At 61.0% G+C, this 20,758-nt stretch carries 22 protein-coding genes and 1 tRNA gene; 13 read left to right on the top strand and 10 right to left on the bottom strand.

Going from position 1 to position 20,758, the window contains the following annotated elements; translation table 11 throughout:
• Positions 1–149: 149 nt before the first annotated feature.
• Positions 150–407 (bottom strand): hypothetical protein, encoded by a 258-nt coding sequence (locus tag W930_RS29625; RefSeq protein WP_004541318.1) that lies wholly within the window; start codon positions 405–407, stop codon positions 150–152.
• 385 nt (positions 408–792) lie between these two features.
• Here W930_RS29625 and mobA point away from each other — a divergent pair, with 385 nt between their 5' ends.
• The 8 genes from mobA to W930_RS30685 all read left to right on the top strand — a co-directional run bounded on the left by mobA (position 793) and on the right by W930_RS30685 (position 5,356).
• The gene (gene mobA / locus W930_RS0113090) at positions 793–1,167 is read left to right on the top strand and encodes a plasmid mobilization protein MobA (protein WP_310672277.1); all 375 of its coding nucleotides are present in this window, start codon (positions 793–795) and stop codon (positions 1,165–1,167) included.
• A 2-nt stretch (positions 1,168–1,169) separates the two neighbouring features.
• A complete protein-coding gene (traI, locus tag W930_RS0113085) occupies positions 1,170–3,194 on the top strand; it encodes a TraI/MobA(P) family conjugative relaxase (protein WP_023594133.1) in 2,025 nt (674 codons plus the stop codon).
• Positions 3,195–3,274: 80 nt separating this feature from the next.
• Complete coding sequence (locus W930_RS0113080; protein WP_004541313.1) at positions 3,275–3,553, top strand: CopG family ribbon-helix-helix protein; 279 nt, start codon at positions 3,275–3,277, stop codon at positions 3,551–3,553.
• On the top strand, positions 3,541–3,831 hold the full coding sequence (locus W930_RS0113075) for a type II toxin-antitoxin system RelE/ParE family toxin (RefSeq protein ID WP_023872356.1): 291 nt from the start codon (positions 3,541–3,543) through the stop codon (positions 3,829–3,831). Before W930_RS0113080 ends, W930_RS0113075 begins: the two co-directional genes overlap by 13 nt.
• 2 nt (positions 3,832–3,833) lie before the next feature.
• Positions 3,834–4,148: a hypothetical protein gene (locus tag W930_RS0113070; protein ID WP_023872355.1), complete on the top strand. Its 315-nt coding sequence runs from the start codon at positions 3,834–3,836 to the stop codon at positions 4,146–4,148.
• Complete coding sequence (locus W930_RS30995; RefSeq protein ID WP_011051575.1) at positions 4,141–4,275, top strand: hypothetical protein; 135 nt, start codon at positions 4,141–4,143, stop codon at positions 4,273–4,275. Before W930_RS0113070 ends, W930_RS30995 begins: the two co-directional genes overlap by 8 nt.
• An 11-nt stretch (positions 4,276–4,286) precedes the next feature.
• On the top strand, positions 4,287–4,592 hold the full coding sequence (locus tag W930_RS30620; protein ID WP_235195542.1) for a hypothetical protein: 306 nt from the start codon (positions 4,287–4,289) through the stop codon (positions 4,590–4,592).
• Positions 4,593–4,696: 104 nt separating this feature from the next.
• Positions 4,697–5,356, top strand: a complete 660-nt coding sequence (locus tag W930_RS30685; RefSeq protein ID WP_020850627.1) for a hypothetical protein — start codon at positions 4,697–4,699, stop codon at positions 5,354–5,356.
• A 41-nt stretch (positions 5,357–5,397) separates the two neighbouring features.
• On the opposite strand, the gene W930_RS0113050 is transcribed toward W930_RS30685, so the two are convergent.
• From W930_RS0113050 to W930_RS0113015, 7 genes are all read right to left on the bottom strand, one after another.
• Positions 5,398–7,599 carry an AAA family ATPase gene (locus tag W930_RS0113050; protein WP_004541389.1) on the bottom strand — a complete coding sequence of 734 codons (2,202 nt, stop codon included), beginning with the start codon at positions 7,597–7,599 and terminating at the stop codon, positions 5,398–5,400.
• A gap of 226 nt (positions 7,600–7,825) precedes the next feature.
• Positions 7,826–8,347 (bottom strand): hypothetical protein, encoded by a 522-nt coding sequence (locus W930_RS0113045; RefSeq protein WP_004541357.1) that lies wholly within the window; start codon positions 8,345–8,347, stop codon positions 7,826–7,828.
• A gap of 9 nt (positions 8,348–8,356) precedes the next feature.
• Positions 8,357–10,537: a DotA/TraY family protein gene (locus W930_RS0113040; RefSeq protein ID WP_226233959.1), complete on the bottom strand. Its 2,181-nt coding sequence runs from the start codon at positions 10,535–10,537 to the stop codon at positions 8,357–8,359.
• Entirely contained in the window at positions 10,534–10,839 is a 306-nt protein-coding gene (locus W930_RS0113035) for a hypothetical protein (protein WP_020850773.1), read from the bottom strand. The genes W930_RS0113040 and W930_RS0113035 overlap by 4 nt, the downstream gene beginning before the upstream one ends.
• 103 nt (positions 10,840–10,942) lie before the next feature.
• Positions 10,943–11,686, bottom strand: a complete 744-nt coding sequence (gene trfA, locus W930_RS0113030) for a plasmid replication initiator TrfA (protein ID WP_255343980.1) — start codon at positions 11,684–11,686, stop codon at positions 10,943–10,945.
• 961 nt (positions 11,687–12,647) lie between these two features.
• Positions 12,648–12,724, bottom strand: a tRNA-Pro gene (locus tag W930_RS0113020).
• Between the two features lie 22 nt (positions 12,725–12,746).
• A complete protein-coding gene (locus W930_RS0113015) occupies positions 12,747–13,676 on the bottom strand; it encodes a polyprenyl synthetase family protein (protein ID WP_024788526.1) in 930 nt (309 codons plus the stop codon).
• A 327-nt stretch (positions 13,677–14,003) separates the two neighbouring features.
• On the opposite strand from W930_RS0113015, the gene rplU reads away from it, so the two are divergent.
• The 4 genes from rplU (at position 14,004) to proB (ending at position 17,132) form a co-directional block, all read left to right on the top strand.
• Entirely contained in the window at positions 14,004–14,315 is a 312-nt protein-coding gene (gene rplU / locus W930_RS0113010; RefSeq protein WP_023594141.1) for a 50S ribosomal protein L21, read from the top strand.
• A 28-nt stretch (positions 14,316–14,343) separates the two neighbouring features.
• The gene (gene rpmA, locus W930_RS0113005; RefSeq protein ID WP_023594142.1) at positions 14,344–14,604 is read left to right on the top strand and encodes a 50S ribosomal protein L27; all 261 of its coding nucleotides are present in this window, start codon (positions 14,344–14,346) and stop codon (positions 14,602–14,604) included.
• A 148-nt stretch (positions 14,605–14,752) separates the two neighbouring features.
• A complete protein-coding gene (gene cgtA / locus W930_RS0113000) occupies positions 14,753–15,892 on the top strand; it encodes an Obg family GTPase CgtA (protein WP_023594143.1) in 1,140 nt (379 codons plus the stop codon).
• A 106-nt stretch (positions 15,893–15,998) separates the two neighbouring features.
• Positions 15,999–17,132 carry a glutamate 5-kinase gene (proB, locus tag W930_RS0112995; RefSeq protein ID WP_023594144.1) on the top strand — a complete coding sequence of 378 codons (1,134 nt, stop codon included), beginning with the start codon at positions 15,999–16,001 and terminating at the stop codon, positions 17,130–17,132.
• Between the two features lie 205 nt (positions 17,133–17,337).
• Here proB and W930_RS0112990 read toward each other — a convergent pair whose 3' ends face one another.
• A complete protein-coding gene (locus W930_RS0112990) occupies positions 17,338–17,913 on the bottom strand; it encodes a CNP1-like family protein (protein ID WP_023594145.1) in 576 nt (191 codons plus the stop codon).
• Positions 17,914–18,055: 142 nt separating this feature from the next.
• Positions 18,056–18,703 carry an RNA pyrophosphohydrolase gene (locus tag W930_RS27255; RefSeq protein ID WP_023594146.1) on the bottom strand — a complete coding sequence of 216 codons (648 nt, stop codon included), beginning with the start codon at positions 18,701–18,703 and terminating at the stop codon, positions 18,056–18,058.
• A 214-nt stretch (positions 18,704–18,917) separates the two neighbouring features.
• On the opposite strand from W930_RS27255, the gene W930_RS0112980 reads away from it, so the two are divergent.
• The gene (locus tag W930_RS0112980) at positions 18,918–20,657 is read left to right on the top strand and encodes a proline--tRNA ligase (protein WP_023872352.1); all 1,740 of its coding nucleotides are present in this window, start codon (positions 18,918–18,920) and stop codon (positions 20,655–20,657) included.
• The last annotated feature ends 101 nt before the right edge of the window (positions 20,658–20,758 follow it).

The raw sequence follows: 20,758 nt of genomic DNA, 5'->3' as shown, positions 1-20,758 counted from the left end.
GTCTTTTTGAAATGGTCTCTTAGACAGGATCGACTCTGCCATGGACACTGCTGTGAAATGATAGAACTTCATGCTCTTTCCATTCGTGGTCGCGCGAGCCTAGATGGTTCGCGACACAAGAGGTACGGGTCGACAGCGAGGGCGCGTCGTTAAAGTTGCCCAGCACGAACGATCTTGCCGTAGATTTCAATCGCTTTCCGAACTGCCGCATCATCGTCGATTCGCAAACTGTGGCGCTCTCGATTCAGCCGTCGTTGCAGTACCAGTAATTCGTTTATCCGATCTGCATCGGGCTGTGATCGTTGCCGCTCGGCAGCAATGTCGCGCGAGGCAATCGCGATCACGTTGCCAACGGTCTCCAACGCCGTCTCGTAGTTCGCCAACTGATCGTCAGTCCAAGTTCGCATGTCATCCACTCGTTTCTTGTCGCTAGATAAGCGGGCCGAGGTTGATTCTAACCTCCGTGTCAGCCGCTTTTGAGCGCATGGCGTGATCGCCATCGCAGCGTCGTTTCAGTCGTCCTTCGTAGAAGTATCCGGCCAGACTTTAGTCTGTCGGTGTGTCTGATTATCACAACACCCTGTTGTTCGCCAAATCATGTCTAAAAAGTGTTGTTAAGAGTAATTCGAGAACCTTCCTCCATATCGTCTTTTCTCCTTGGGAAAACCAGTTCGTTCGAGCTACCTTCAAACTTCCAAGAACGACAGCGTAACTTCGGTGACAGGGTAGGGTTTGTAATACCGCCAAGTTGGCGCTATTTCAACCGGCAGCGCACCAGTCGTTTCACTCCCTATGCGCAGCCTACCGTCCCTGCTCAGGGCGTTGCCCCGAGACCCCGACTTCGTGAGAGAGATGGGCGTAACAGTGAGTACGAGCGAACAGCGACGAAGGACCGGCATGCTTCCGCCGATACGGTGCTACGAGGACGAGGAAGCTTTAGTCCGCGAGAGGGCACGTGATTGCGGTATGAGCGTCGGGCAATTTGTGCTCGCAGCCGCGCTTGGCCGCCGCACGCGCACCAAGATCGAAGCACACATTCTCAATGAGCTTCGCAGGCTCGGCGGCTTGCAGAAGCATCTGTTCAATGAAGGTGGCGGGATGCTGTCGAAAGAATACGCTGCCATCCTCGTTGAGCTTCGCGAGGCGATCGCACGGATTGGTGACTGAAAATGTTGGCCAAAATTCCACCTCGACGAGAGGATTTGAAATCGAGCTTTGCAGATCTGGTCGAGTACATCACCAATCGTGATGAACAGGGGCAGCATCTGGGCGATGAGCTCGACCAGATCGATCTGCAGGATCGAGTAAAGCAGCTCAAGATTCTGGCGCGCGCGAGGGAGCATCTCCGGTTGGCGGCGAACTACCTCCGACAGTCGCCGCAGATTGACGGCGAATTTCAACGGAGAGCGCTGGCACGGCGGGCCCTTCTCGGGCTCGAAAAGACGCCGATCCGGCCAGCACCTAGCCAGGCGGAAGCGGAAGCCTTGGCGGACCTTTTGTCCGGACGACTTCTCGGCCAGGCCGAACGTCTCGTAACGCCAACGGGCGTTGCATGCGAACACAATTGCCTGTCGTTGTCGTCGGCCGCGGCTGAAATGAACGCGGTGGCAGCTCAGAATGCCCGCGTCAAGGACGCCGTGTACCACATCGTTCTTTCGTGGCCGGCGAACGAGTCACCGACCGATGCGCAGGCGTTCGAATGCGGTGCGCACGCGCTTAGCGCTGTCGGCATGGCTGATCATCAGTATGTTTTTGCCGTGCATCGCGATACTGATAACACGCACTTGCACATCGCCGTAAATCGCGTGAATCCAAACACGTTTCGGGCCGTCTATCCGGATCGCGATTACTTCAAGCTGGATCGTGCGATGCGCGAGCTCGAACTCAAATACGGCTGGCAGCACGAGAATGGCCCATACGCCGTGTTCGAGCGCAATGGTCACGTCGTCATCGATTGGGCGAGCAAAAGCCCCAGCACGAACGGCAAGCGCCCAACGCCAGCGGCCGACATGGAGCGGCATGCTGATCAGGAGAGCCTGTTCAGCTACGCCCGAGGGGAGCCGCGCAAGGCGCTGCTGTCCGCATTGAAAAACGACCAGCTCACGTGGCGGCAACTCCATAATCTGCTGGCCAGGTACGGTCTCGAACTGCGTGAGAAAGGGCAGGGTTTCGCCATTTACGACCTGAACTCCGCCGGCACAACACCGATCAAGGCCAGCGATATGCACGAGGAGCTGGGTAGAGCACGGCTGATCAAACGGCTCGGCGCGTTCGAGCCGTCCAGGTCGACGACCAGCGCTGTTCTGACCTATGACAAGGATCGGCCGCCGAAACGCGATCCGAAAATGCGGGAGGAACGGCGCCAGGAGCGCGCCCAAGCTCGACGTGAGCTGCGTGCCAGATACGGCGAGTACAAGAGCGCGTTCGTATATCGCCGACTCGATCCGGCTACCGTGCGGCAGCGCTTCTCGGATATCCGCGAAGCTGCCCGCCGGAAGCGGCGTGAGATCCGAGAGACCGTCCCGGACGCTGCGGCTCGCAACGTGCTGTACAGCGTCGTCGCATTCGAGACGCTGCGGGAGCGCGATCGACTGCGGCGCGAGATCCGCAAAGAGCGTCAGGCGCTGTACGCTGATCCGACGAATCGTAGGCTGTCATATCGCGAATGGGTTGAGCAACAGGCGGCCACCGGCGACAGTGCGGCTATCGGCCAGCTACGCGGCTTCGTCTACAGTGAGAAGCGTCGCGCGCGAGAGTTAGGACGAGCCTTGGCCAATAATGATGCGGACGGCGTTATCCACGTTGATGATGTCGATCCGGTTGCACGAAACGTCACTGATGGGCTGCACTTCCACGTCCGGCGGGACGGAGCGGTTGTCTATCGCTGGGGCGATGGCCGGGACGCTTTCATTGACCTCGGCCGCCGCATCGACGTGCTCGCCAAAGGGGCCAGCGACGAGATATCGATCGCGACGGCTCTGCGATTGGCTGCGGAGAAGTACGGGGGCGCGTTCGAGCTTACCGGCAGCGAACAATTCAAGCGACGCGCGATCGCCCTTATGGTGGAACATGGAATTGACGCCCGGCTTCGAGACGGCGAGCAAGAAGCGTTGCGGCGTGCCAAAGCAGCAGCCGCAGCGAAGCAAACGCCCCGTCGTCCCGGCAAGCCCCGAAAGGGCAGTGCGTCGCCTTGAATATTGGGGCGCCATGGACGGAGTTAGCGTTTCGGTCTATAGTAGTCTCAGGTATTACCTTTTGCTACGGAGGCCGTGTCATGGTTACGGCAACATCCATCAAGCTTGATGATGAATTGAAAGGGCGGGTTCAGCACTTGGCCGAGGCGCGCCGGCGTACCCCGCACTGGATCATGCGCGAAGCCATTGAGCAGTACGTCGAGCGTGAGGAAAAGCGCGAGGCGCTGAACCGGGACACGCTCAAGGCATGGGATGAATTTCAGGCGACTGGCCTGCACGTGACCGCTGAGGAAGTGGACAAGTGGCTCGCGAGCTGGGGAACTGACGACGAACTGCCTCCGCCAGAATGCCACAAGTAATCTTTGCGCCGGCGGCGATCGAGGACATGCAACGGCTCCGCGAATTCCTGAGGCCGAAGAATCCCGATGCCGCGAGGCGGGCCGGCGAAGCGATTAGGCGCGGCGTCCAGGCTCTCGGTGCCCACCCTCGAATGGGGCGTCTCATAGAAGATCTGCCTGAACAGTATCGGGAGTGGCTTATCGATTTTGGGGATAGTGGCTATGTGGCTCGGTACCGCGTCGATGGCGATACCGTCACGATTTTGGCCGTGCGACACCAGAAGGAAGCAGGGTACTGATCATGACAGATGACGAGGCCAAGGCGCGGATCGAAGTGCTCTACGACGATGCAGCGGCGGTCTTGGCCGAGCAGGGGCTGTCGCCCCTGCAGGCTTACTGTCTGGTGCTCGAGCAGGTCACGGTTCGGGACGAGCCGACTTTGCGATTGCTAGCCGAGACGGCGGCGCATGATCGATGGTTTCGGGAGCAGGTTCGAGAGGGGTTGGAGGAAGCCCACGATCCGAATACGAAATGGATATCTGACGATGAAGCGCGGGAAAGCCATGCCAGACAGCGAGCCGAACTGCTCGCCCGGATCGGAAAAGGCAATGAATGACAACTATGTCCGCTGCGGCACACCGCTGGTCTACACCGGCGAGCTCGAATTGCGGCCCGATATTCTCGCCGAACTCGGCGAGCAGCAGTCAGATCAGAAGGCCTCACGGTCTACTGATCTGCTCTAGGCGCCCCGCCCGTGTGCTGGAACACGCGGGCAGGACTTCCACTACACCACCTGGACAGAGGTGATGAGATGGCAACTAAACATCGTATCAGCCCGGATGCGATCCGGCTCGAGATCGCTCGCCTTCAATGGGCGAATGCCCTCATGCGCGCGGCCAACAAAGCGCTCGCGAAGGGCGATAAAGCAGCCCTGAACGATATGGGCTTCTCGATCGAACACGCCGACGAATTGGAGGCGCATGGTGGTTTCCCTTCGACGTCGATCCGCAACAACACGCGGACGATCACGCATTTGCGGTCGATCGGTGAGCCCATATGACCTGAAGCTGGCCCGGCCGCTGTCCCCTGAGGCCACCGTGGGGACGTCGGCCCCGTTAGCGGGTGAACGGGATATCGATCGCAGCTTTACATGGAGGAATGCATATGTCGGCCCTGCCGATTCCCATGGATCGTTTCTGGCGGGCGGATTTGTGGGCCGTCCCAACAGGCGAGGAAATCCGACAGGTAATTGAGGTGAGTCGACTGTCTGCACAGGAGACGGCGGCACTTCTAGGCCTTGCCGACAGCAGTTTCGTGGAGCGCTGGCTGGACGATGTATCACCGATCCCGTATTCGGCTTGGGCGATCCTGTGTGCCAACGCGGGACTTGGATCTATATGGAATTCCGGCCCAGGACCGGAGCTGGCGCTGGACGACTACTTTCGGCCGCGCGCGAAAAAGGAGCGACGCGTCTACGAGAATTTCGAAGTCACGGCGACGAGCGACCCTTTCGCATGCGTAGTCGAGGTCAATCTGGCGCTTCTCAGCTGGGCTTTGAAGGGCGACTCAATCTGGGCTGCCAATTCCTCGGAAAGGAACAGGGAGACTTTCCGGCCGGATCGGTACGCACGGGTCCATCGAGAATTTACGTCGGGTGAGGTCGTTTACATGCCGTACCTTTCCTTCGACCGCGGTCGTACTACGATCACGGATGGCCGCCATCGGCTGTACGCATTGATCGATCTCGGTTACACCCACTGCCCTGTTGTGGCGGACTCTGACCATGTCGCTGCCATCGCGACGCTGATGCGGGACGAGCCGTAATCTGCTGCGTGGCGTAATGGCTAGATACTTTCTCAGGACGTCTAGGTCGTTTCCGCTATCAGCACTGCATAGTGATCAGGGTCCACACGCTCCATCGCTCGCATGACGCGCTCCACCATGCCTCGTGACATCGCGGGGAAGTCGGAGAACTCCAGCAGACGAAGAGTTGAAGCGCTGTGCGATCCCTCGTCCACGTACCTTGCCACCGCGCCGCGCTCTACTTCGTCGTCGAACAAAATGTCCAGCTTGGCCAGGTAAGGCTGGGGCGTCGGCCTCCTGAACCCCAAGTACATTTCGAGGAACCTCCTGAGCAGGTTCGGACAGCTCAGGTAGGCATCGATGTCATGGCTGGTGCTCACTTGGAATTTCCGCAGACAGTAGAAGACGTGGTGGTAGTCAGAGCGGAACTTCGCCAAGTGTGCTGGAAGCACTAGCAGCTGACTGCCGCTGTCACTCTCGCGATGGACGAGGAACGCCGCATGCCCCTTCTTGAACTTCCCTCGGTCGGCCCAGTCCTGCTTGATAGTATTAAAGAACTCCGAGCTGTGCGTCGAAATGAAGAGTTGCCGGCAGGCCTTCAGGCTCGAAATGAGTAGATAGGCTACGTCATAGATGTGGTTGGCATCCAGGCTACAGATCGGGTCGTCGATGAAAACGACCAGGTCCTCAAGCCTCTGCCCGTTCTGCCCAAGGCTGGTGAGGAAGTACGCAAGCGAAATCGCCGTCCGTTCCCCGTCGCTCATGTTGGTAGCCGGCTGCCCCTCTCGGATGAACCGGATCCGCTTGTCTTGAGCCTGCTCGACGGAGATGCGCGGACCGAGCAGCCGCTTTAGGAGGTGATTAATCTGGCTTGCCGCCACCGAGCTACGCTGTAGTTCGGCCTGCGCTGCTTCCGATTGCCCCTTGATCTTCTGACCGACCTTCTGCACTCGCTCCAAAATCGCGCTCGCCTGACCGAGTGCTTCGCGCGCCTCCGTCGCTCCTGGGTCGAGCAGGTACCGGGCCGCGAAATGAGCCTTGACCTTGTCAGCTGCACTTCGGCGCGTGGTGGCTAATTCGTCACATGCTCGGTTGTGTTCGTCCTTCGCCTGCTGGAGGTCTGCGAGAATCGCCTGCAGAGCGGGAGCCTGATCGTCGGCCGGCTCCACAGATAACACGGTCTCCATGTTCGCCAGCTTCTCTCGAAGCAGTCGCGCCCGATAGGATCGAATTTCATTCTCTCGAGCGTCCCACGCTTCAAGGCGCCGCAGCGCCTCTTGGGCTTTGGCCCGTACGCCGGGAATCCACTCTTTCTCATGCGGGAAGTTTGGCAACGCCCTTGGCTGTTCCAAGCGCCCGATCGCGGCCTGGATGGCCGCGTGCTGGCGGCGATACTCGTCGGAAAAGTGCTTGGCGTATGCCTCTAATGCCTGCGCCGCGTCGCCTCCGCAAAAGGCACAGGTGGCGGTGTGCTCATGAAACTGCAGGCCAGTGCGCACCCAGTCGCTCAGCGCAGGTGCCTCGGCCAGGCGCTTGATGGCGTTCTGCTGGGGCGCTTCCTTCAACAGCTGGGTAACATCATTGATCCCAGGAGGCTGGGGCGGTGCCACCACCGGAAAATTGCGAAATGGCGCAAACTCACTTTGGTCACGCGCCTGAGCCACTGCTCCTTGCAGCGTGATTTCGTCGAGTAGATGTTCGGCTGGGTTTGCTAAACCCTGCGCAAGTCCTTTCAGATTTGGGGCCCTGAAATCTCGGATACCCAGCATCGTTCCGCACTCACGGGCCAGGTCGGTTGCCGCTTTCTCCCTTGACCCGTTAGCTTCGCGTTGCCTTTGCTGGACGGTCCGATACATCACCGTCAGTCTTTCCCGTCGTCGCGTCAACGATGCAATACGATTGCTCAGCCGAATGTTCTCTTGGCCAACGATGAACAGCGCGGGCGCGTGCGTGTAGTCGTCTCGCTGCAGGTTGTCGTCGATGAAGTCGCGATTGAAGATGCGTACCGGCAGACGACTACGGTCTTGGTCTCTCGCGCTGTCCAGGACCTCGTTCCCGACGCTTACGCGAACGCGGGCATTGGGCGGTAGCCGTGTACCGCCAGATCCACTGAACAGGCCCAATATACGAGAAAGGGTAGTCTTGCCGGAGGCGTTCCAGCCATAGATCAGGTTGTAGCGCTCGAAGTCCGGTGCGGTGCTCGTTCGCCCGTCGTAGCCACTCCATACCGCCGCGCTTGCAATAGACTCAATACGCCGAAACATACTTCCCCCGTTCAAGTATGGCTGGTCACGAGAGCCAGTCTTTTCGACAATTTACCGCAGTCCGTTCCTGCCTTCGCTGCCGCTGCAATATTGCCAGCCAGCGACAGCTGAGGGGGCAACGTTCGCCGCCTGCATGGCAGGTCGTCGCGCCGCGCGAGATTCGACACTGCTTCGTCTTTGGCGCAAGACTGGGCCGACAGACCCGGTTGGTCGGCTTCGCCGGCTGCTACGTAGCATGTTCCAAAGCATAGCGAATGCGAGCGCCGGCATCTTCCGCTTGAAGTCTGTTGACGCGAATCTCCATTGAAGGATTGGAGAAGTCGCGGAAGCTGAACGTGAATGCGGAGTGAACCGAGTCTCCGGCGTCGCTCACCTCGGCGCTTTGGATGTAAGCGATCGGTTCGTACTTTGCGACGTTCTTCTCCCGATCAATGACCACGGCCGTGCCCATCACGGCGTCAATGCCGACATAGCGCGTGTTGAGATAGTCGGCAACCTCGACCTGCGGCCGGAAGCTCGGTGCGATCGAGGCGATTAGCTTGCGCATGTCGCGGTTGCGCGATCGGCGCCATTTCGATAGCAGTAGAAGGCCGCCGGCGACCCACGCAGCAGATGCAACCATTGCCACGAGGGCCGCACCCGAGTGCAGGAATCTTCCGCCCCACACCGAGTACACGAATGCAGGGAGCGCGGCCAACACGGACGTCGCGATATAGAACAGCTCGGATGCAAGTCTCAGCAATCGCATTGCATTCTCCTATTCCTTGATGCCATCGGAGTTGGACGAAGGATTCGTCCCGCCCAGCGGGCGCCTACCATTGCCACCTGACGGGCGAATATCGAATTTTGCCAGCAGGGTATTGACCGCAGCTTTGGTCCGATCGCTGTGGTCCGTGCCGACCATAGCTGGCGAGTGACCTCCGACCCAGTTGATTACCTTGTCCGGCACCAGGAAGATCAGATTAAAGCAGCTATGCACGAGGTTGAGACACATCGAAAAATAAATCGTGCAGTAGGCCAGAATCGAGCCAATACCGGTCAGCGAATCGAACTGCGCGTTGGCGAGGGCGACGCCGAACCCTTCGTTCAGCAACGTTCCTCCGGCAACAATTCCCGCGCCTCCGAGGAAGAAGCCAATCACCATCAGGATAGGACGAACCATCATTTCCAGGAGGAAGATGTAGCCGTGGGCAGTCTTGTGGCCGAGGCCGTCGCCCTCTCCGCCGAGATGCGTGATTGCCCACAGCGGGGCCGCGATCACGCCTTCGCCGACAACGACGAGCCAGTTTACGGCGGCACCGAACCAGATGACGAACGGCACCATCGGCAGGTAAGTTGACAGGCCGAGGCCGAGCAACAGCGCGGCAATGATGATCATCATGATGATCGGCCCGGCACCATCCAGCGCGCCCTTGATGAAACTGATCGCACCGCTGGCGTCGGCTACCCGTGATGCGAGACCCGCGATGCTGAAGCTTTCGCTAGTCTTCTCGAGCCCCTTGGCAGTCAAGTATCCTGCTAGGCCGATTTCGGCGACGCCAGTAAGATGGTCGCCGAGGTTTTTCATCTTGATAAGAGGGTTGAGTTGACCGCGCGACTCGGCACCATCGTTGATGTTGGTGATTGCCCTCGTCAACGTTTGTCCAGGCGAGCTGAAGAGCTTGGCAAGGATGTTGCCACCGTCATCCTGTCGTTGCGTACCGAGCGGAGTAGCGTGCGTCGTCGCCGCGCGGCCCTGCTGCGCCTGATACGCGTTCAATGCCGCCGTGTAGACGGTCATCATGCCGGGATCGCCGCTGATCGATGCGCCGAACGTCGTTGCCTTACCGGCTACGGCATCGGATAACTTCGTGTTGGCCGCAGCGAAGGTCTGATACCACTGGCCGAGCGTCCACCACCCACCGTCCTTGATGGACGAGCTGAGCTGGCTGGCCAACTCACCAATGCTGCCCTGTTTCGTAGCCGCCATCGAGTTAACGGTGTTTTCGTACTGCTGGGCCGCAGCCTGAATTGCGACTTCGGTGTCGGGCAGTGTGCTGTTGCCGGCTGTGCTGCGAGTTGTTACCGCGTTGACGAACTGTAGCGCGGATTCGCTCAGGGATTTTTCCATGCTCGAGAGCGCTTGGAGGTGTGCCCTGCGAATATCGGCAACGTCGATCGTGCTCGAGAGCCAACTCGTCGAACTGGGCTGCGATTCGAGGTTGGGGTCAATATTGGCGCCACCGCACACGAAACTCTTGTTGGCGAGGAGGAACCCGGTATCTGTCGCTTGTGTCTGCACGTAGCTGTTTTCGGGAAGGAGCGCCCCTTCGCTTGAGCCCATAGTCAAGCCTGCGTTGATGCCGTGGCGACACAACTCGATCTCGAAGATCTTGTGAGCCAGTTCATTGGTGCTGGGCATGACGGGTTGCAACACCATCCCCTTTCCGTCGTTAAACGCCGTGACGGCGGCGTCGACGCCGAGATTCGCTACTCCTACGCCCATTACCGCGGCGCCCCACAGCATCAGCAACTGAGCGAGCGACCAGCCGTTCGCCGTCGGCACGAGTGAAGCAAGGCCCCACACGATCCGGATCGGCCCCCACATCGTGTGCTTTTCGCGGTCGAACACAGCGCCGTCGTGTGCCGTTTGCGACACCTTTCGGAACATGACATAGCATGCGAAGAGCGCGCCAACAACTAGCAGCGCGCCGTTCGCGACTTGGAATATTCCGGCCAGTATCGTGTCGCTGCCGCCGGCGCCGCCGGTTGCAAGCGGATTGTTAACGACGTTGCCGTAGATGGTGACGAGTGCCTGGCGTGATTTGTCGCCCGAGCGCTGCGCTGCCTGCGTGATTTCGCCGAGCGTTGTCCCGTCGGCGAACGCCGGCATGGACATCCAGCAACCGGCGATAAGCAGCAGGAGAGGCAGGGGGCGCCTAGTCTTCATGCGGTTCATCGCTGTTCCTCCCGTTGATTGGTTTTGCTGCGCCGGAATTGAATTTCGTGGTCGAAGACGTGGGCCCACCAGAACCGCCGTCGGTAGTAGTCGATACACGGTTGATCGGGATGGCGTGCCCGCCACAGCAGTTCATCGGAGAACCAGGCGAGGACGGTCGCTATGACCAATAGGAGCAACCAAACAACTGGTTGGAAAAGCCGCTCGGTGAGAAGGCCGAAGAGCGACCCGACGGCGAAAAAGAGGAACACGCGCTTCAACGCCAGTTGCTTCGCGACTTCTTGTTCATCAGGGCTGGGCATCTTTATTCCTTGGATTTACACGTTTGCGTATGTACGTACATACGCATGTACGTACGACTGCGGCGGATCGACAGGCTGCGCGGAACAGGGCGATTCGTGTGCCTTACAGCTTCGTCCACACCGCTTGCTCCAACCCGCGCGTGCTGATTCCGATGTGCGCGGCGGCGATGACTTCAACACGCTCCAGCTCCGCGAGTGCGGCGCGCAAAGCGACTCGGAATTTCCGAAGGGGGCTGGTGTATTGAAGCTTGTCCTTGAGCCAATCGAGGCCGTATCGCTGCACCTTGTCGGCCGACGTAGCGACGAGTCGCTGTAACGTCTTAGCCATATCCTGGCCTCGCTTGATTGCTAGGCGTTTCTCCCAATCGATACGCGCGAACTCCTGGTTGCTGTACATGGCAACCCATCGAGGGTCGATTACGAGCGTGTATTGCTTGCGCGACGCGTCGTATCTGAATCGATCGATCATTCGTATCCCGTCGCCGTTGGAATCGCCGTCGCCGATGCGGTACTTGTTGACGACGTCGATGATCAATGTGGCCTTGTAGAGTGCCTCCATGGCCCGTCGAAGCCATCGATACTCGGCTCCGCCGACTTGCCGGCCCATCGCTTCGAGTATTGATGCGCTGTGTACATTGAACGGCTGGCCTAGTGGGGAGGCCGACGCGACATGCATGAGCTGCATCCAGACGTCGGCTTGGCTTTCGTCGAGTTGGACGCCAGTGAACTTGATTTTCACGTCGCTCCGGCTGACTAGGGGGTAATCGTTAAGGAATTGCCGCTGGCGCGTTTTCGACAGAGGGGCAAATAGGCTGCTCCGGGCAATATGATTCGGCATTGCCCGCATCGTCGGCTCGAGGCCCGGTAGGAACATTTGGCGAGGCCGTGCGAGCTCGCGTGCTGCCCGCTCCTGTATTCGCGACCAAATCTCAGGGGCCAGCACGCCGGGAGGCTGCCGCGATTCGACCGCCCTTGGCGAGCGGCGCGCATCTCTACCTTGCGAAGTAGTCATCGCTCGGCCCCCGCGCTCCATTCGTAACCTTGCCGCTTGGCGTCCCCCTCGATCCACCCAGAAAAGTAAGAGAACGCGTCCAGACTGGCGGGGCATGGCGTCATAGGTCGACCGATTTCGCCAGCCTCAAAGCCAGCGCGCCAAGCATCGGGATCAATTCGCACGATTTTCATCGCGTCCCCTGAGTCAGGGACCGCGATTCCATCGCGTAGCGCTGCCAGGCAACCTGTTGCGCCTTCGTCGGGCGGCCGCGCGGGCGGCGGGCTGTAGGGAGAGGTAGTTCCTGACTGGCGTTGATCCACGCTAGAACGTCGCTTTCCCACCAGCACAACCGCCGGCTGTTAGGCATCTTGAAAGGGCGAGGGATTAGATGCAGGTACTTCGCGTTCGTCGCGCAAGTACGAATGGTCGTCGGCGCTTTTCCGATGAGTTCGGAAAGCTCTTCGATGAAGATGACGCGCGGGGGTGCGTCGTTCTTGAGGCGAGCAAAACCATGCATTAGATGCACCTTTTAAAAGGTTGCTCCTAGACGGTTTTGCTGCAGGTCAGAGACTGGTAGCCGCCAGTGATTCCGACCGGGCGACCCAGCGTGGATGGTCGCCAATCGAACATCGAAGCCCTCGCCGCGAATGCCGGCGAGGCATGAATGTCGACATAAGGGAAGATAGTACAAAAGAAAATGTCCCGTCAATCGACGGGACATTCCTGGGACAACCAGATTTAGGATTTACTCTAACTCGACATGAACAGTGAGTTAGTAAAGGATCGATAACTCCTTGATCCTTCTGAAAAATTCTGGTCGGGGTGAGAGGATTCGAACCTCCGGCCTCTACGTCCCGAACGTAGCGCTCTACCAGGCTAAGCTACACCCCGCTTCGATACTGCTACTTCGCTTTTAAGTGCGTCGCGCTATCGAGTAAGAACATAATTCTAGCAGGCTATTTTTGTAATTGGAAGAGGGAAGCGCAGAAATAATTTGTGCGGCGGCGTCCGCCTCTTCCTTCGCGCGTGCGAGCGTGTAATCGAGTGCGCCCGTGCGCGTGATCGCTGCGAGGATCGGTTCGAACTTGTCGGTGCCGCCATTCTCGATGGCTTCGCGCACGAGGGCACGCTCGTCTTGCGTGCCGTGTTGCAGCACATGAATGAGCGGCAGCGTCGGTTTGCCTTCGCGCAGATCGTCGCCCGCGTTCTTACCCATCGCGTCGGTGTCGCCGGCGTAATCGAGCCAGTCGTCCATCAGTTGAAAGGCCGTGCCGAGACGACCGCCGTATTCGCGCACCGCCGCTTCGGTCTGTGCGTCGGCGTTGGCGAGCACCGCGGCGAGTTGCGTGGCCGCTTCGAACAGCGTGGCGGTCTTGTACTTGATGACCTGAAGGTAACGCGCTTCGTCGACGTCGGGGTCGTGCATGTTCAGCAACTGCAGCACTTCGCCTTCGGCGATCACATTCGTCGCACGCGCGAGGATCTGCATCACGCGCATATTGTCCACGCTCACCATCATCTCGAACGAGCGCGAGTACAGAAAGTCGCCGACGAGCACCGATGCGGCATTGCCGAACAAGGCATTGGCCGTTTGCTTGCCGCGACGCAGATCGGATTCGTCGACCACGTCGTCATGCAGCAAGGTCGACGTATGAATGAACTCGATGACGGCCGCCAGCTCGAAACGTGCCGGCGACGTCACACCGAGCGCATTGGCCACGAGCAGCAGCAGCGCCGGGCGCAACCGTTTGCCGCCCGAGTTGATGATGTACTCCGAGATCTGATTGATCAGGACCACCTCGGAGGCCAGCCGGTGGCGGATAAGCTGGTCGACGGCACGCATGTCGTCGGCGATGGCGGCCAGTACGTTCTGGGAAGAAGTCGAAGCAGTCAAGACAAGGCTCGGGTGAGGAAAAATTCGCCCCAAATTATATAGTGGGCGAGGGCACTTTCGGGTACCAGCCCCGCGGAATGACTGGGTTCACGGAAGTCTTTGACGCAAAAGGAGAAAGTCTGTATAATCCCCGGTTTTCGTGCGCGCATTCATTGCGCCGGGTCCGAAAATACCTCGGTATTACGGTTCGCGGCGCGGATGCTGGCCGGTAAGTCGAGTCCTTTCGGGACCCTCGGTCTGCGCGAAAATTCTCTTGTTTATGAGTGAGGTTCAACAATGTACGCGGTCATAAAAACCGGCGGTAAGCAATATAAGGTTGCTGCTGGCGAAAAGCTCAAAGTAGAACAGATACCGGCTGACATTGGCGCTGAAATCACCATCGACCAGGTTCTCGCCGTTGGCGAGGGCGAATCGATTAAGTTCGGTGCGCCGTTGGTCAGTGGGGCTTCCGTCAAGGCTACCGTTGTCGCCCAAGGTCGTCACCCCAAGGTGAAGATTTTCAAGATGCGCCGTCGCAAGCACTACCAAAAGCGTCAAGGCCATCGCCAAAACTACACCGAGCTGCGCATCGACAGCATCAACGGCTAATCGATCGAGCTAGGTAAGGAGTTAAGTCATGGCACACAAAAAAGCAGGCGGATCGTCCCGTAACGGCCGCGATTCCGAGTCGAAGCGCCTTGGCGTGAAGGTGTACGGCGGTCAGGCAATCCTGGCTGGCGGCATCATCGTTCGCCAACGTGGTACTCGTATGCATGCCGGCGAAAACGTCGGTATCGGTAAGGACCACACGCTGTTTGCACTGACCGATGGTCACGTGCAATTCGCCGTCAAGGGCGCAGCGAAGAAGCAAGTGGTCAGCGTGGTGCCGGCAGCGTAAGCTAAGCCTTTTGCCACCAAAAGGCTCCGCTCTCATGCGGAGCCTTTTTTGTTTGTCCCGTCCGCGCAGCCGTCCACGGCGCCGGGCGAGGGCCATTGGACAGTGTTAGGATCGTCTGCGGACGGTCGATTGAGCGGAACGGAACCCCATGAAATTCATTGACGCAGCGCGTATCGAGGTGATCGCCGGGAACGGCGGCAACGGCTCGGCATCGATGCGCCGCGAGAAATTCGTGCCGTTCGGCGGCCCCGACGGCGGCGACGGCGGTCGCGGCGGCAGCGTGTTTGCCGTGGCCGATCGCAACATCAATACCCTGATCGATTATCGCTATTCGAAGAAGCATCTGGCGAAGAACGGCGAATCGGGTCGGGGCTCGGATTGCTATGGCAAGGGCGGGGAAGACATCTTCCTGCGCATGCCGGTCGGCACGATCATCACCGACATGGACACGGGCGAGACCATCGCCGACCTGACGGAACACGGTCAGGAAGTCGTGCTCGCCAGGGGTGGCGCGGGCGGTCTGGGCAACCTTCACTTCAAGTCGAGCACGAACCGCGCTCCGCGTCAGAAGACCGATGGCAAGCCCGGCGAGCGCCGCATGCTCCAGCTCGAGCTCAAGGTGCTCGCGGACGTCGGCCTGCTCGGCATGCCCAACGCGGGCAAGTCGACGTTCATCGCCTCGGTGTCGAACGCGCGACCGAAGGTCGCCGACTATCCCTTCACGACACTCCACCCGAACCTGGGCGTGGTGCGCACCGCGCCGGGCAAGAGCTTCGTGATTGCCGACATTCCCGGTTTGATCGAGGGCGCGGCCGAGGGGGCCGGCCTTGGTCACCAGTTCCTGCGTCACCTGCAGCGCACCGGCTTGCTGCTGCACATCGTTGACATCGCGCCGTTCGACGAAGGCGTCGATCCGGTGGCCGACGCCAAGGCCATCGTGCTCGAGCTTCAGAAGTACGACGAAGCGCTGTTCCAGAAGCCGCGCTGGCTGGTGCTCAACAAGGTGGACATGGTGCCGGAGGCCGAGCGCGCCGAGCGCGTGGCCGATTTCCTCGGGCGCTTCGGCTGGGACGGTCCCACGTTCGAAATCTCCGCGCTGACGGGCGAGGGCTGCGAAAAGCTCTGCCTGGCCGTGCAGGAGTATCTGTATCAGCAACGTGGTGCCGTCGAGGAAGCGATCGAAGATGCCGCACTCGATCCGCGCTTCCGTACGGGTAGCGCAGCGCCGGTCGCGGACGCCGCCGGCACACCGCCACAAACGTCCCCGGACGACGCGCCAAAGGCGTAAACTCCCATCACTCGAAACGCCGGCGTGGACACCTGTGTCATCGTCGGCGCTCCGGCCGCGCCCCGCGGCCCGTCTTCCCAATACATCCGCAGGAGAATCCAGTTCCATGCGTTCGGTCATCGCCGATGCCAGGCGGCTCGTGGTGAAAGTGGGGTCCAGTCTCGTGACCAATGACGGTCGCGGGCTGGATGATGTCGCGATTGCGCGCTGGGCGCAGCAGATCGCCGCATTGCGGCACGGCGGAGACGGCCGCGCACCCAAGCAGGTGGTGCTGGTGAGTTCGGGCGCGATCGCCGAGGGAATGCAGCGCCTGGGCTGGGCGCGCCGTCCGAAAGCCATCGACGAATTGCAGGCCGCCGCCGCCGTGGGGCAGATGGGCCTGGCGCAGGTCTACGAAACGCGCTTCGCGGAGCATGGCGTGCGTACCGCGCAGATCCTGCTCACGCACGCCGACCTGGCCGATCGCGAGCGTTATCTGAATGCGCGCACGACGCTGCTGACACTGTTGCGTCTGGGCGTGGTGCCGATCATCAACGAGAACGACACGGTCGTGACCGACGAAATCAAGTTCGGCGACAACGACACGCTGGGCGCGCTCGTGACCAACCTCATCGACGGCGACGCCCTTGTCATCCTGACCGATCAGTCGGGTCTGTACACGGCCGACCCGCGCAAACATCCCGACGCCGAATTCGTGCACGAAGCGCAGGCGGGCGACGAGCGCCTGGAGGCGATGGCCGGCGGCGCGGGCTCCAGCATCGGGCGCGGCGGCATGCTCACCAAGATCCTGGCCGCCAAGCGCGCCGCAACGAGTGGAGCGCATACGGTGATCGCATCGGGTCGCGAGGCCGACGTGCTCGTACGCCTGGCCGGCGGTGAGGCCATTGGCACGCAACTCGTGGCGCGCACGGCGGTCCTCACGGCGCGCAAGCAGTGGATGGCCGACCATTTGCAGGTGCGTGGCCGCGTCGTGATCGACGCCGGCGCCTGCAAGAAGCTGGCGGAAGAGGGCAAGAGCCTGTTGCCGATCGGTGTGATCGATGTGGAAGGCACGTTTGCCCGCGGCGAAGTGATCGCCTGCGTGGATGAGGCCGGTCATGAAGTCGCTCGCGGGCTGTCGAACTACAGCGCTTCGGAAACACGGCTGATTCGCCGCCACGCGAGCACCGACATCGAGCAGGTGCTGGGCTTCGCCAACGAGCCCGAGCTGATCCATCGAGACAATCTGATCCTGCGCTGAACGCCCGAGAGTGTTTGATTCGGACAGTAAACGGTAAACGCCGGCGCGCGAGATGCGACCGGCGTTTTTTTATGGCGCGGGCATTGTCGCCGGGCTTCCGCCTCTCATTATCGAGCGCCCCACGACTTGCGACCCTGCGGCACGCGGAATGGGACCGGCGTGCCGTGCGGCGTCGATCATGCGCGACGGGTGTCGCGCTGCACGATCAGCGGTATTCGGGGTGGGTGGTCGGGTAGCGCAGGCCTTGCACGATGGCCTTGGCGTTGCCCAGCGGCGTCTTGTCCTGGCAGAGGTAGTCGCGGTACAGAATGCCCTGATAGGCTGTCGCGCCGTAGGGGCGGATGGGGCGCCACTCGCTGTTGCGCGCGGGAACCCACGTGCCGTCCGGGCGGCCGGTTGCGTAAAGACGCGTCTCGAACGTCGAGCAATGCATGCCTTCGTACGAAACATTGCGTGCGCCCTGCTTGCTGCGGATCACGGCGATGTAGCGGACCACGCCGTCGTCCGTGACCTGCACCGATTTCGCGTCGATGGCGTAATCGAGCGTCGCATTGGGCAGCGTGGGAAAGCTCACGAGATCGGCGTCGTTCGGCGCGGCCGTGGGCAGGGTGACCTCGGCTTCTTTCCATTTGCCCTTGGCGGCCTCCTGCTGGGCGAGGTATTCGTCGAAATCCTGCACGGGTTGCGACGGCGTGCTGCTGCAGGCGGCGATCAGCGACAGGGCGGCCAGAGAGACGAGCGTGGCCAGGCGCGGCGCGCGGCGGGCGAGGGAGGAGCGCATGGAATGTGGTCGGGAAATCGGTTGGATGTCTGGTAAACGAATGCGGATCATCCGCATGGCATCCCGCAGGATGCCGGATCGAAAGCGAACGCGGGCACGACGCCCGCGTCCGGTGGTGTGACACGCCGTTGCCGGCCGTGGTTCAGTGCTCCCGGTGGGGGACGTCGGTACCCGTCGGTCCGTTGGCGCCGGACATGTCGGTCAAGCCGGCCCCACTGTCCGGAGCGTCTTGTCCGCTCGTGCCCCCCGGGGGCAACTCGCCGACCCGTGCGCCCGCGCGAGGAAATCGCCGCCGGTCCTGCTGGGCCCGCGCCGCCGAGCGTCGCAGATAGCGCGAGAGTTCGTTCAGGGCGAGTTGATACACCTCGCGCTTGAACTCGATCACGGCATCGAGCGGCACCCAGTACTCGTTCCAGCGCCAGGCATCGAACTCGGGATGATCGGTCGCACGCAAGCAGATATCGCAATCGCGACCCACCATGCGCAGCAGGAACCAGATTTGCTTCTGGCCCCGGTAATGTCCGCGCACTTCGCGCTTGATGAACTTGTCCGGCACCTCATAACGCAGCCAGTCGCGTGTGCGACCGATGATTTTGACGTGTTCTGGCTTTAGCCCGGTTTCCTCGTGCAATTCGCGGAACATGGCCTGCTCCGGCGTTTCGCCGTACTTGATGCCGCCTTGCGGAAACTGCCAGGAGTGCTCTCCCAGCCGCTTGCCCCAGAACACTTCATTGCGTGCGTTTAAGAGGATGATGCCGACGTTCGGGCGAAAGCCTTCACGGTCAAGCATACAACCACCCTTGAATCCTTTAAAATTGCTTCGATTATAAACAGATAATCACCGGCGCGGCGGCCGGCGGCGGCTCGGGTAAGACCGGGGCGGCGCGTACGGCCGGCGGGTGTCTCAGGGGCTGCGACGCCGTTCGGGCACGCCCCGGCCTCGCTCCCGACCATTGACCGAACCGCTGCGCGCGCCGTTGACCCTCATTTTTCCGGAAATCTGCATGAAAGCCTCCCGTTTCTTCATCGGCACCCTCAAGGAAGCTCCCGCCGACGCCGAAATCGTCAGCCACAAGCTGATGATGCGTGCCGGCATGATCCGCCGCGTTGCCGGCGGTATCTACGATTACCTGCCGATCGGCCTGCGCTCGATCCGCAAGGTCGAAGCCATCGTTCGAGAAGAAATGAACCGCGCCGGTGCGCTCGAACTGCTCATGCCGGCCGTGCAGCCGGCCGAGCTGTGGCAGGAATCGGGGCGCTGGGTGCAGTACGGTCCGGAGTTGCTGCGTCTGAAGGACCGTCATGACCGCGAATTCGTCGTCGGGCCGACCCATGAGGAAGTGGTGACCGACATCGCCCGTCGCGAGATCAAGAGCTACCGTCAACTCCCGGTGAACTTCTATCAGGTGCAGACGAAGTTCCGCGACGAGATCCGTCCGCGCTTCGGCGTGATGCGCGGGCGCGAGTTCATCATGAAGGACGCCTACTCCTTCGACAAGGATCGCGCCGGCCTGCAGGTTTCCTACCAGAAGATGTTCGATGCCTACGTGCGCATCTTCACGCGCCTGGGCCTGGAATTCCGCGCGGTGGTTGCCGACAACGGTTCGATCGGCGGCTCGGGCTCGCACGAATTCCACGTGATCGCCGAGACGGGCGAGGATTCCATCGCCTACTGCCCCACGTCGGACTATGCCGCCAACGTGGAGATGGCCGAGGCCATGGCGCCGCAAGGCGAGCGCGCCGCGCCCGCCGAAGCCATGACCAGGACCGCCACGCCGGGCAAGGCGAAGTGCGAGGCGGTCGCGGAACTGTTGTCGATTCCGCTCGAGCGCACCGTCAAGTCGATCGTGCTGGCAACCGACAGCGAGGACACCGGCACGACCGTGTGGCTGCTCCTGCTGCGCGGCGATCATGAACTCAACGAGATCAAGGCGAGCAAGGTGCCGGGGCTCGCGGGCTTTCGCTTTGCCAGCGAGGCCGAGATCGTCGAATGGTTCGGCACGCCCCCGGGCTACCTGGGCCCGGTCGGCACGAAGAAGCCGGTCAAGGTGGTGGCCGATCGCACGGTCGCCAGGATGAGCGATTTCGTGGTGGGTGCGAACGAAGTGGATTTCCACATCACCGGCGTGAACTGGGGCCGCGATCTGCCCGAGCCTGACGTGGTGTTCGATCTGCGCAACGTGGTGGCGGGTGACGCCTCGCCGGACGGCAAGGGCGAAATCGCGATTTGCCGCGGCATCGAAGTGGGGCACGTGTTCCAGCTCGGCACCAAATATTCGGATGCCATGAACGCCACTTTCCTCGACGAGACCGGCAAGCCGGCACCGATGGAAATGGGCTGCTACGGTATCGGCATCACGCGTATTCTGGGCGCCGCCATCGAACAGAACTTCGACGATCGCGGCATCATCTGGCCGGAATCGATCGCGCCGTTCGAGGTCGTGCTGTGTCCGATGGGCTATGACCGGAGCGACGCGGTGCGCGCCGCCGCGGACAAACTGTACGAGGATCTGCTCGCCGCCGGCATCGACGTGATTCTGGACGACCGTGGCGAGCGTCCGGGCGTGATGTTCGCCGACTGGGAACTGATCGGTGTGCCGCATCGCGTGGTGATCGGCGACCGCGGCCTGAAGGAAGGGAAGATCGAGTATCAGGGCCGTCGCGACGAGCAGGCGCAACTGCTCGACGCCGCGTCGGTGGCCGAGGTGGTCGCCGGCAAGGTGCGCGCCGCCAAGGCGGTCTGAGTTCCTGGCATCGGTCCGGGAGGGGCGTCTCGCTTCTCCTGCTTCTCCAGCACCTCCCGGCGCGCATGGCAATCCCCGACGGCAGTCGCCCCCGCGGCTGC

Source organism: Pandoraea sp. E26, from assembly GCF_000681415.1.
Taxonomy (GTDB): domain Bacteria; phylum Pseudomonadota; class Gammaproteobacteria; order Burkholderiales; family Burkholderiaceae; genus Pandoraea; species Pandoraea pnomenusa.
The sequence above is the reverse complement of the archived record's forward strand: the minus strand, read 5'-3'. Positions and strand labels throughout refer to the sequence as shown.

Bases quoted from the DNA above. Each gene is read 5' to 3' on its own strand.
- W930_RS29625 (WP_004541318.1), bottom strand. From the start codon at position 407: ATGCGAACTTGGACTGACGATCAGTTGGCGAACTACGAGACGGCGTTG.
- mobA (WP_310672277.1), top strand. From the start codon at position 793: ATGCGCAGCCTACCGTCCCTGCTCAGGGCGTTGCCCCGAGACCCCGAC.
- traI (WP_023594133.1), top strand. From the start codon at position 1,170: ATGTTGGCCAAAATTCCACCTCGACGAGAGGATTTGAAATCGAGCTTT.
- W930_RS0113080 (WP_004541313.1), top strand. From the start codon at position 3,275: ATGGTTACGGCAACATCCATCAAGCTTGATGATGAATTGAAAGGGCGG.
- W930_RS0113075 (WP_023872356.1), top strand. From the start codon at position 3,541: ATGCCACAAGTAATCTTTGCGCCGGCGGCGATCGAGGACATGCAACGG.
- W930_RS0113070 (WP_023872355.1), top strand. From the start codon at position 3,834: ATGACAGATGACGAGGCCAAGGCGCGGATCGAAGTGCTCTACGACGAT.
- W930_RS30995 (WP_011051575.1), top strand. From the start codon at position 4,141: ATGAATGACAACTATGTCCGCTGCGGCACACCGCTGGTCTACACCGGC.
- W930_RS30685 (WP_020850627.1), top strand. From the start codon at position 4,697: ATGTCGGCCCTGCCGATTCCCATGGATCGTTTCTGGCGGGCGGATTTG.
- W930_RS0113050 (WP_004541389.1), bottom strand. From the start codon at position 7,599: ATGTTTCGGCGTATTGAGTCTATTGCAAGCGCGGCGGTATGGAGTGGC.
- W930_RS0113045 (WP_004541357.1), bottom strand. From the start codon at position 8,347: ATGCGATTGCTGAGACTTGCATCCGAGCTGTTCTATATCGCGACGTCC.
- W930_RS0113040 (WP_226233959.1), bottom strand. From the start codon at position 10,537: ATGAACCGCATGAAGACTAGGCGCCCCCTGCCTCTCCTGCTGCTTATC.
- W930_RS0113035 (WP_020850773.1), bottom strand. From the start codon at position 10,839: ATGCCCAGCCCTGATGAACAAGAAGTCGCGAAGCAACTGGCGTTGAAG.
- trfA (WP_255343980.1), bottom strand. From the start codon at position 11,686: ATGCGGGCAATGCCGAATCATATTGCCCGGAGCAGCCTATTTGCCCCT.
- W930_RS0113015 (WP_024788526.1), bottom strand. From the start codon at position 13,676: ATGCGTGCCGTCGACCAGCTTATCCGCCACCGGCTGGCCTCCGAGGTG.
- rplU (WP_023594141.1), top strand. From the start codon at position 14,004: ATGTACGCGGTCATAAAAACCGGCGGTAAGCAATATAAGGTTGCTGCT.
- rpmA (WP_023594142.1), top strand. From the start codon at position 14,344: ATGGCACACAAAAAAGCAGGCGGATCGTCCCGTAACGGCCGCGATTCC.
- cgtA (WP_023594143.1), top strand. From the start codon at position 14,753: ATGAAATTCATTGACGCAGCGCGTATCGAGGTGATCGCCGGGAACGGC.
- proB (WP_023594144.1), top strand. From the start codon at position 15,999: ATGCGTTCGGTCATCGCCGATGCCAGGCGGCTCGTGGTGAAAGTGGGG.
- W930_RS0112990 (WP_023594145.1), bottom strand. From the start codon at position 17,913: ATGCGCTCCTCCCTCGCCCGCCGCGCGCCGCGCCTGGCCACGCTCGTC.
- W930_RS27255 (WP_023594146.1), bottom strand. From the start codon at position 18,703: ATGCTTGACCGTGAAGGCTTTCGCCCGAACGTCGGCATCATCCTCTTA.
- W930_RS0112980 (WP_023872352.1), top strand. From the start codon at position 18,918: ATGAAAGCCTCCCGTTTCTTCATCGGCACCCTCAAGGAAGCTCCCGCC.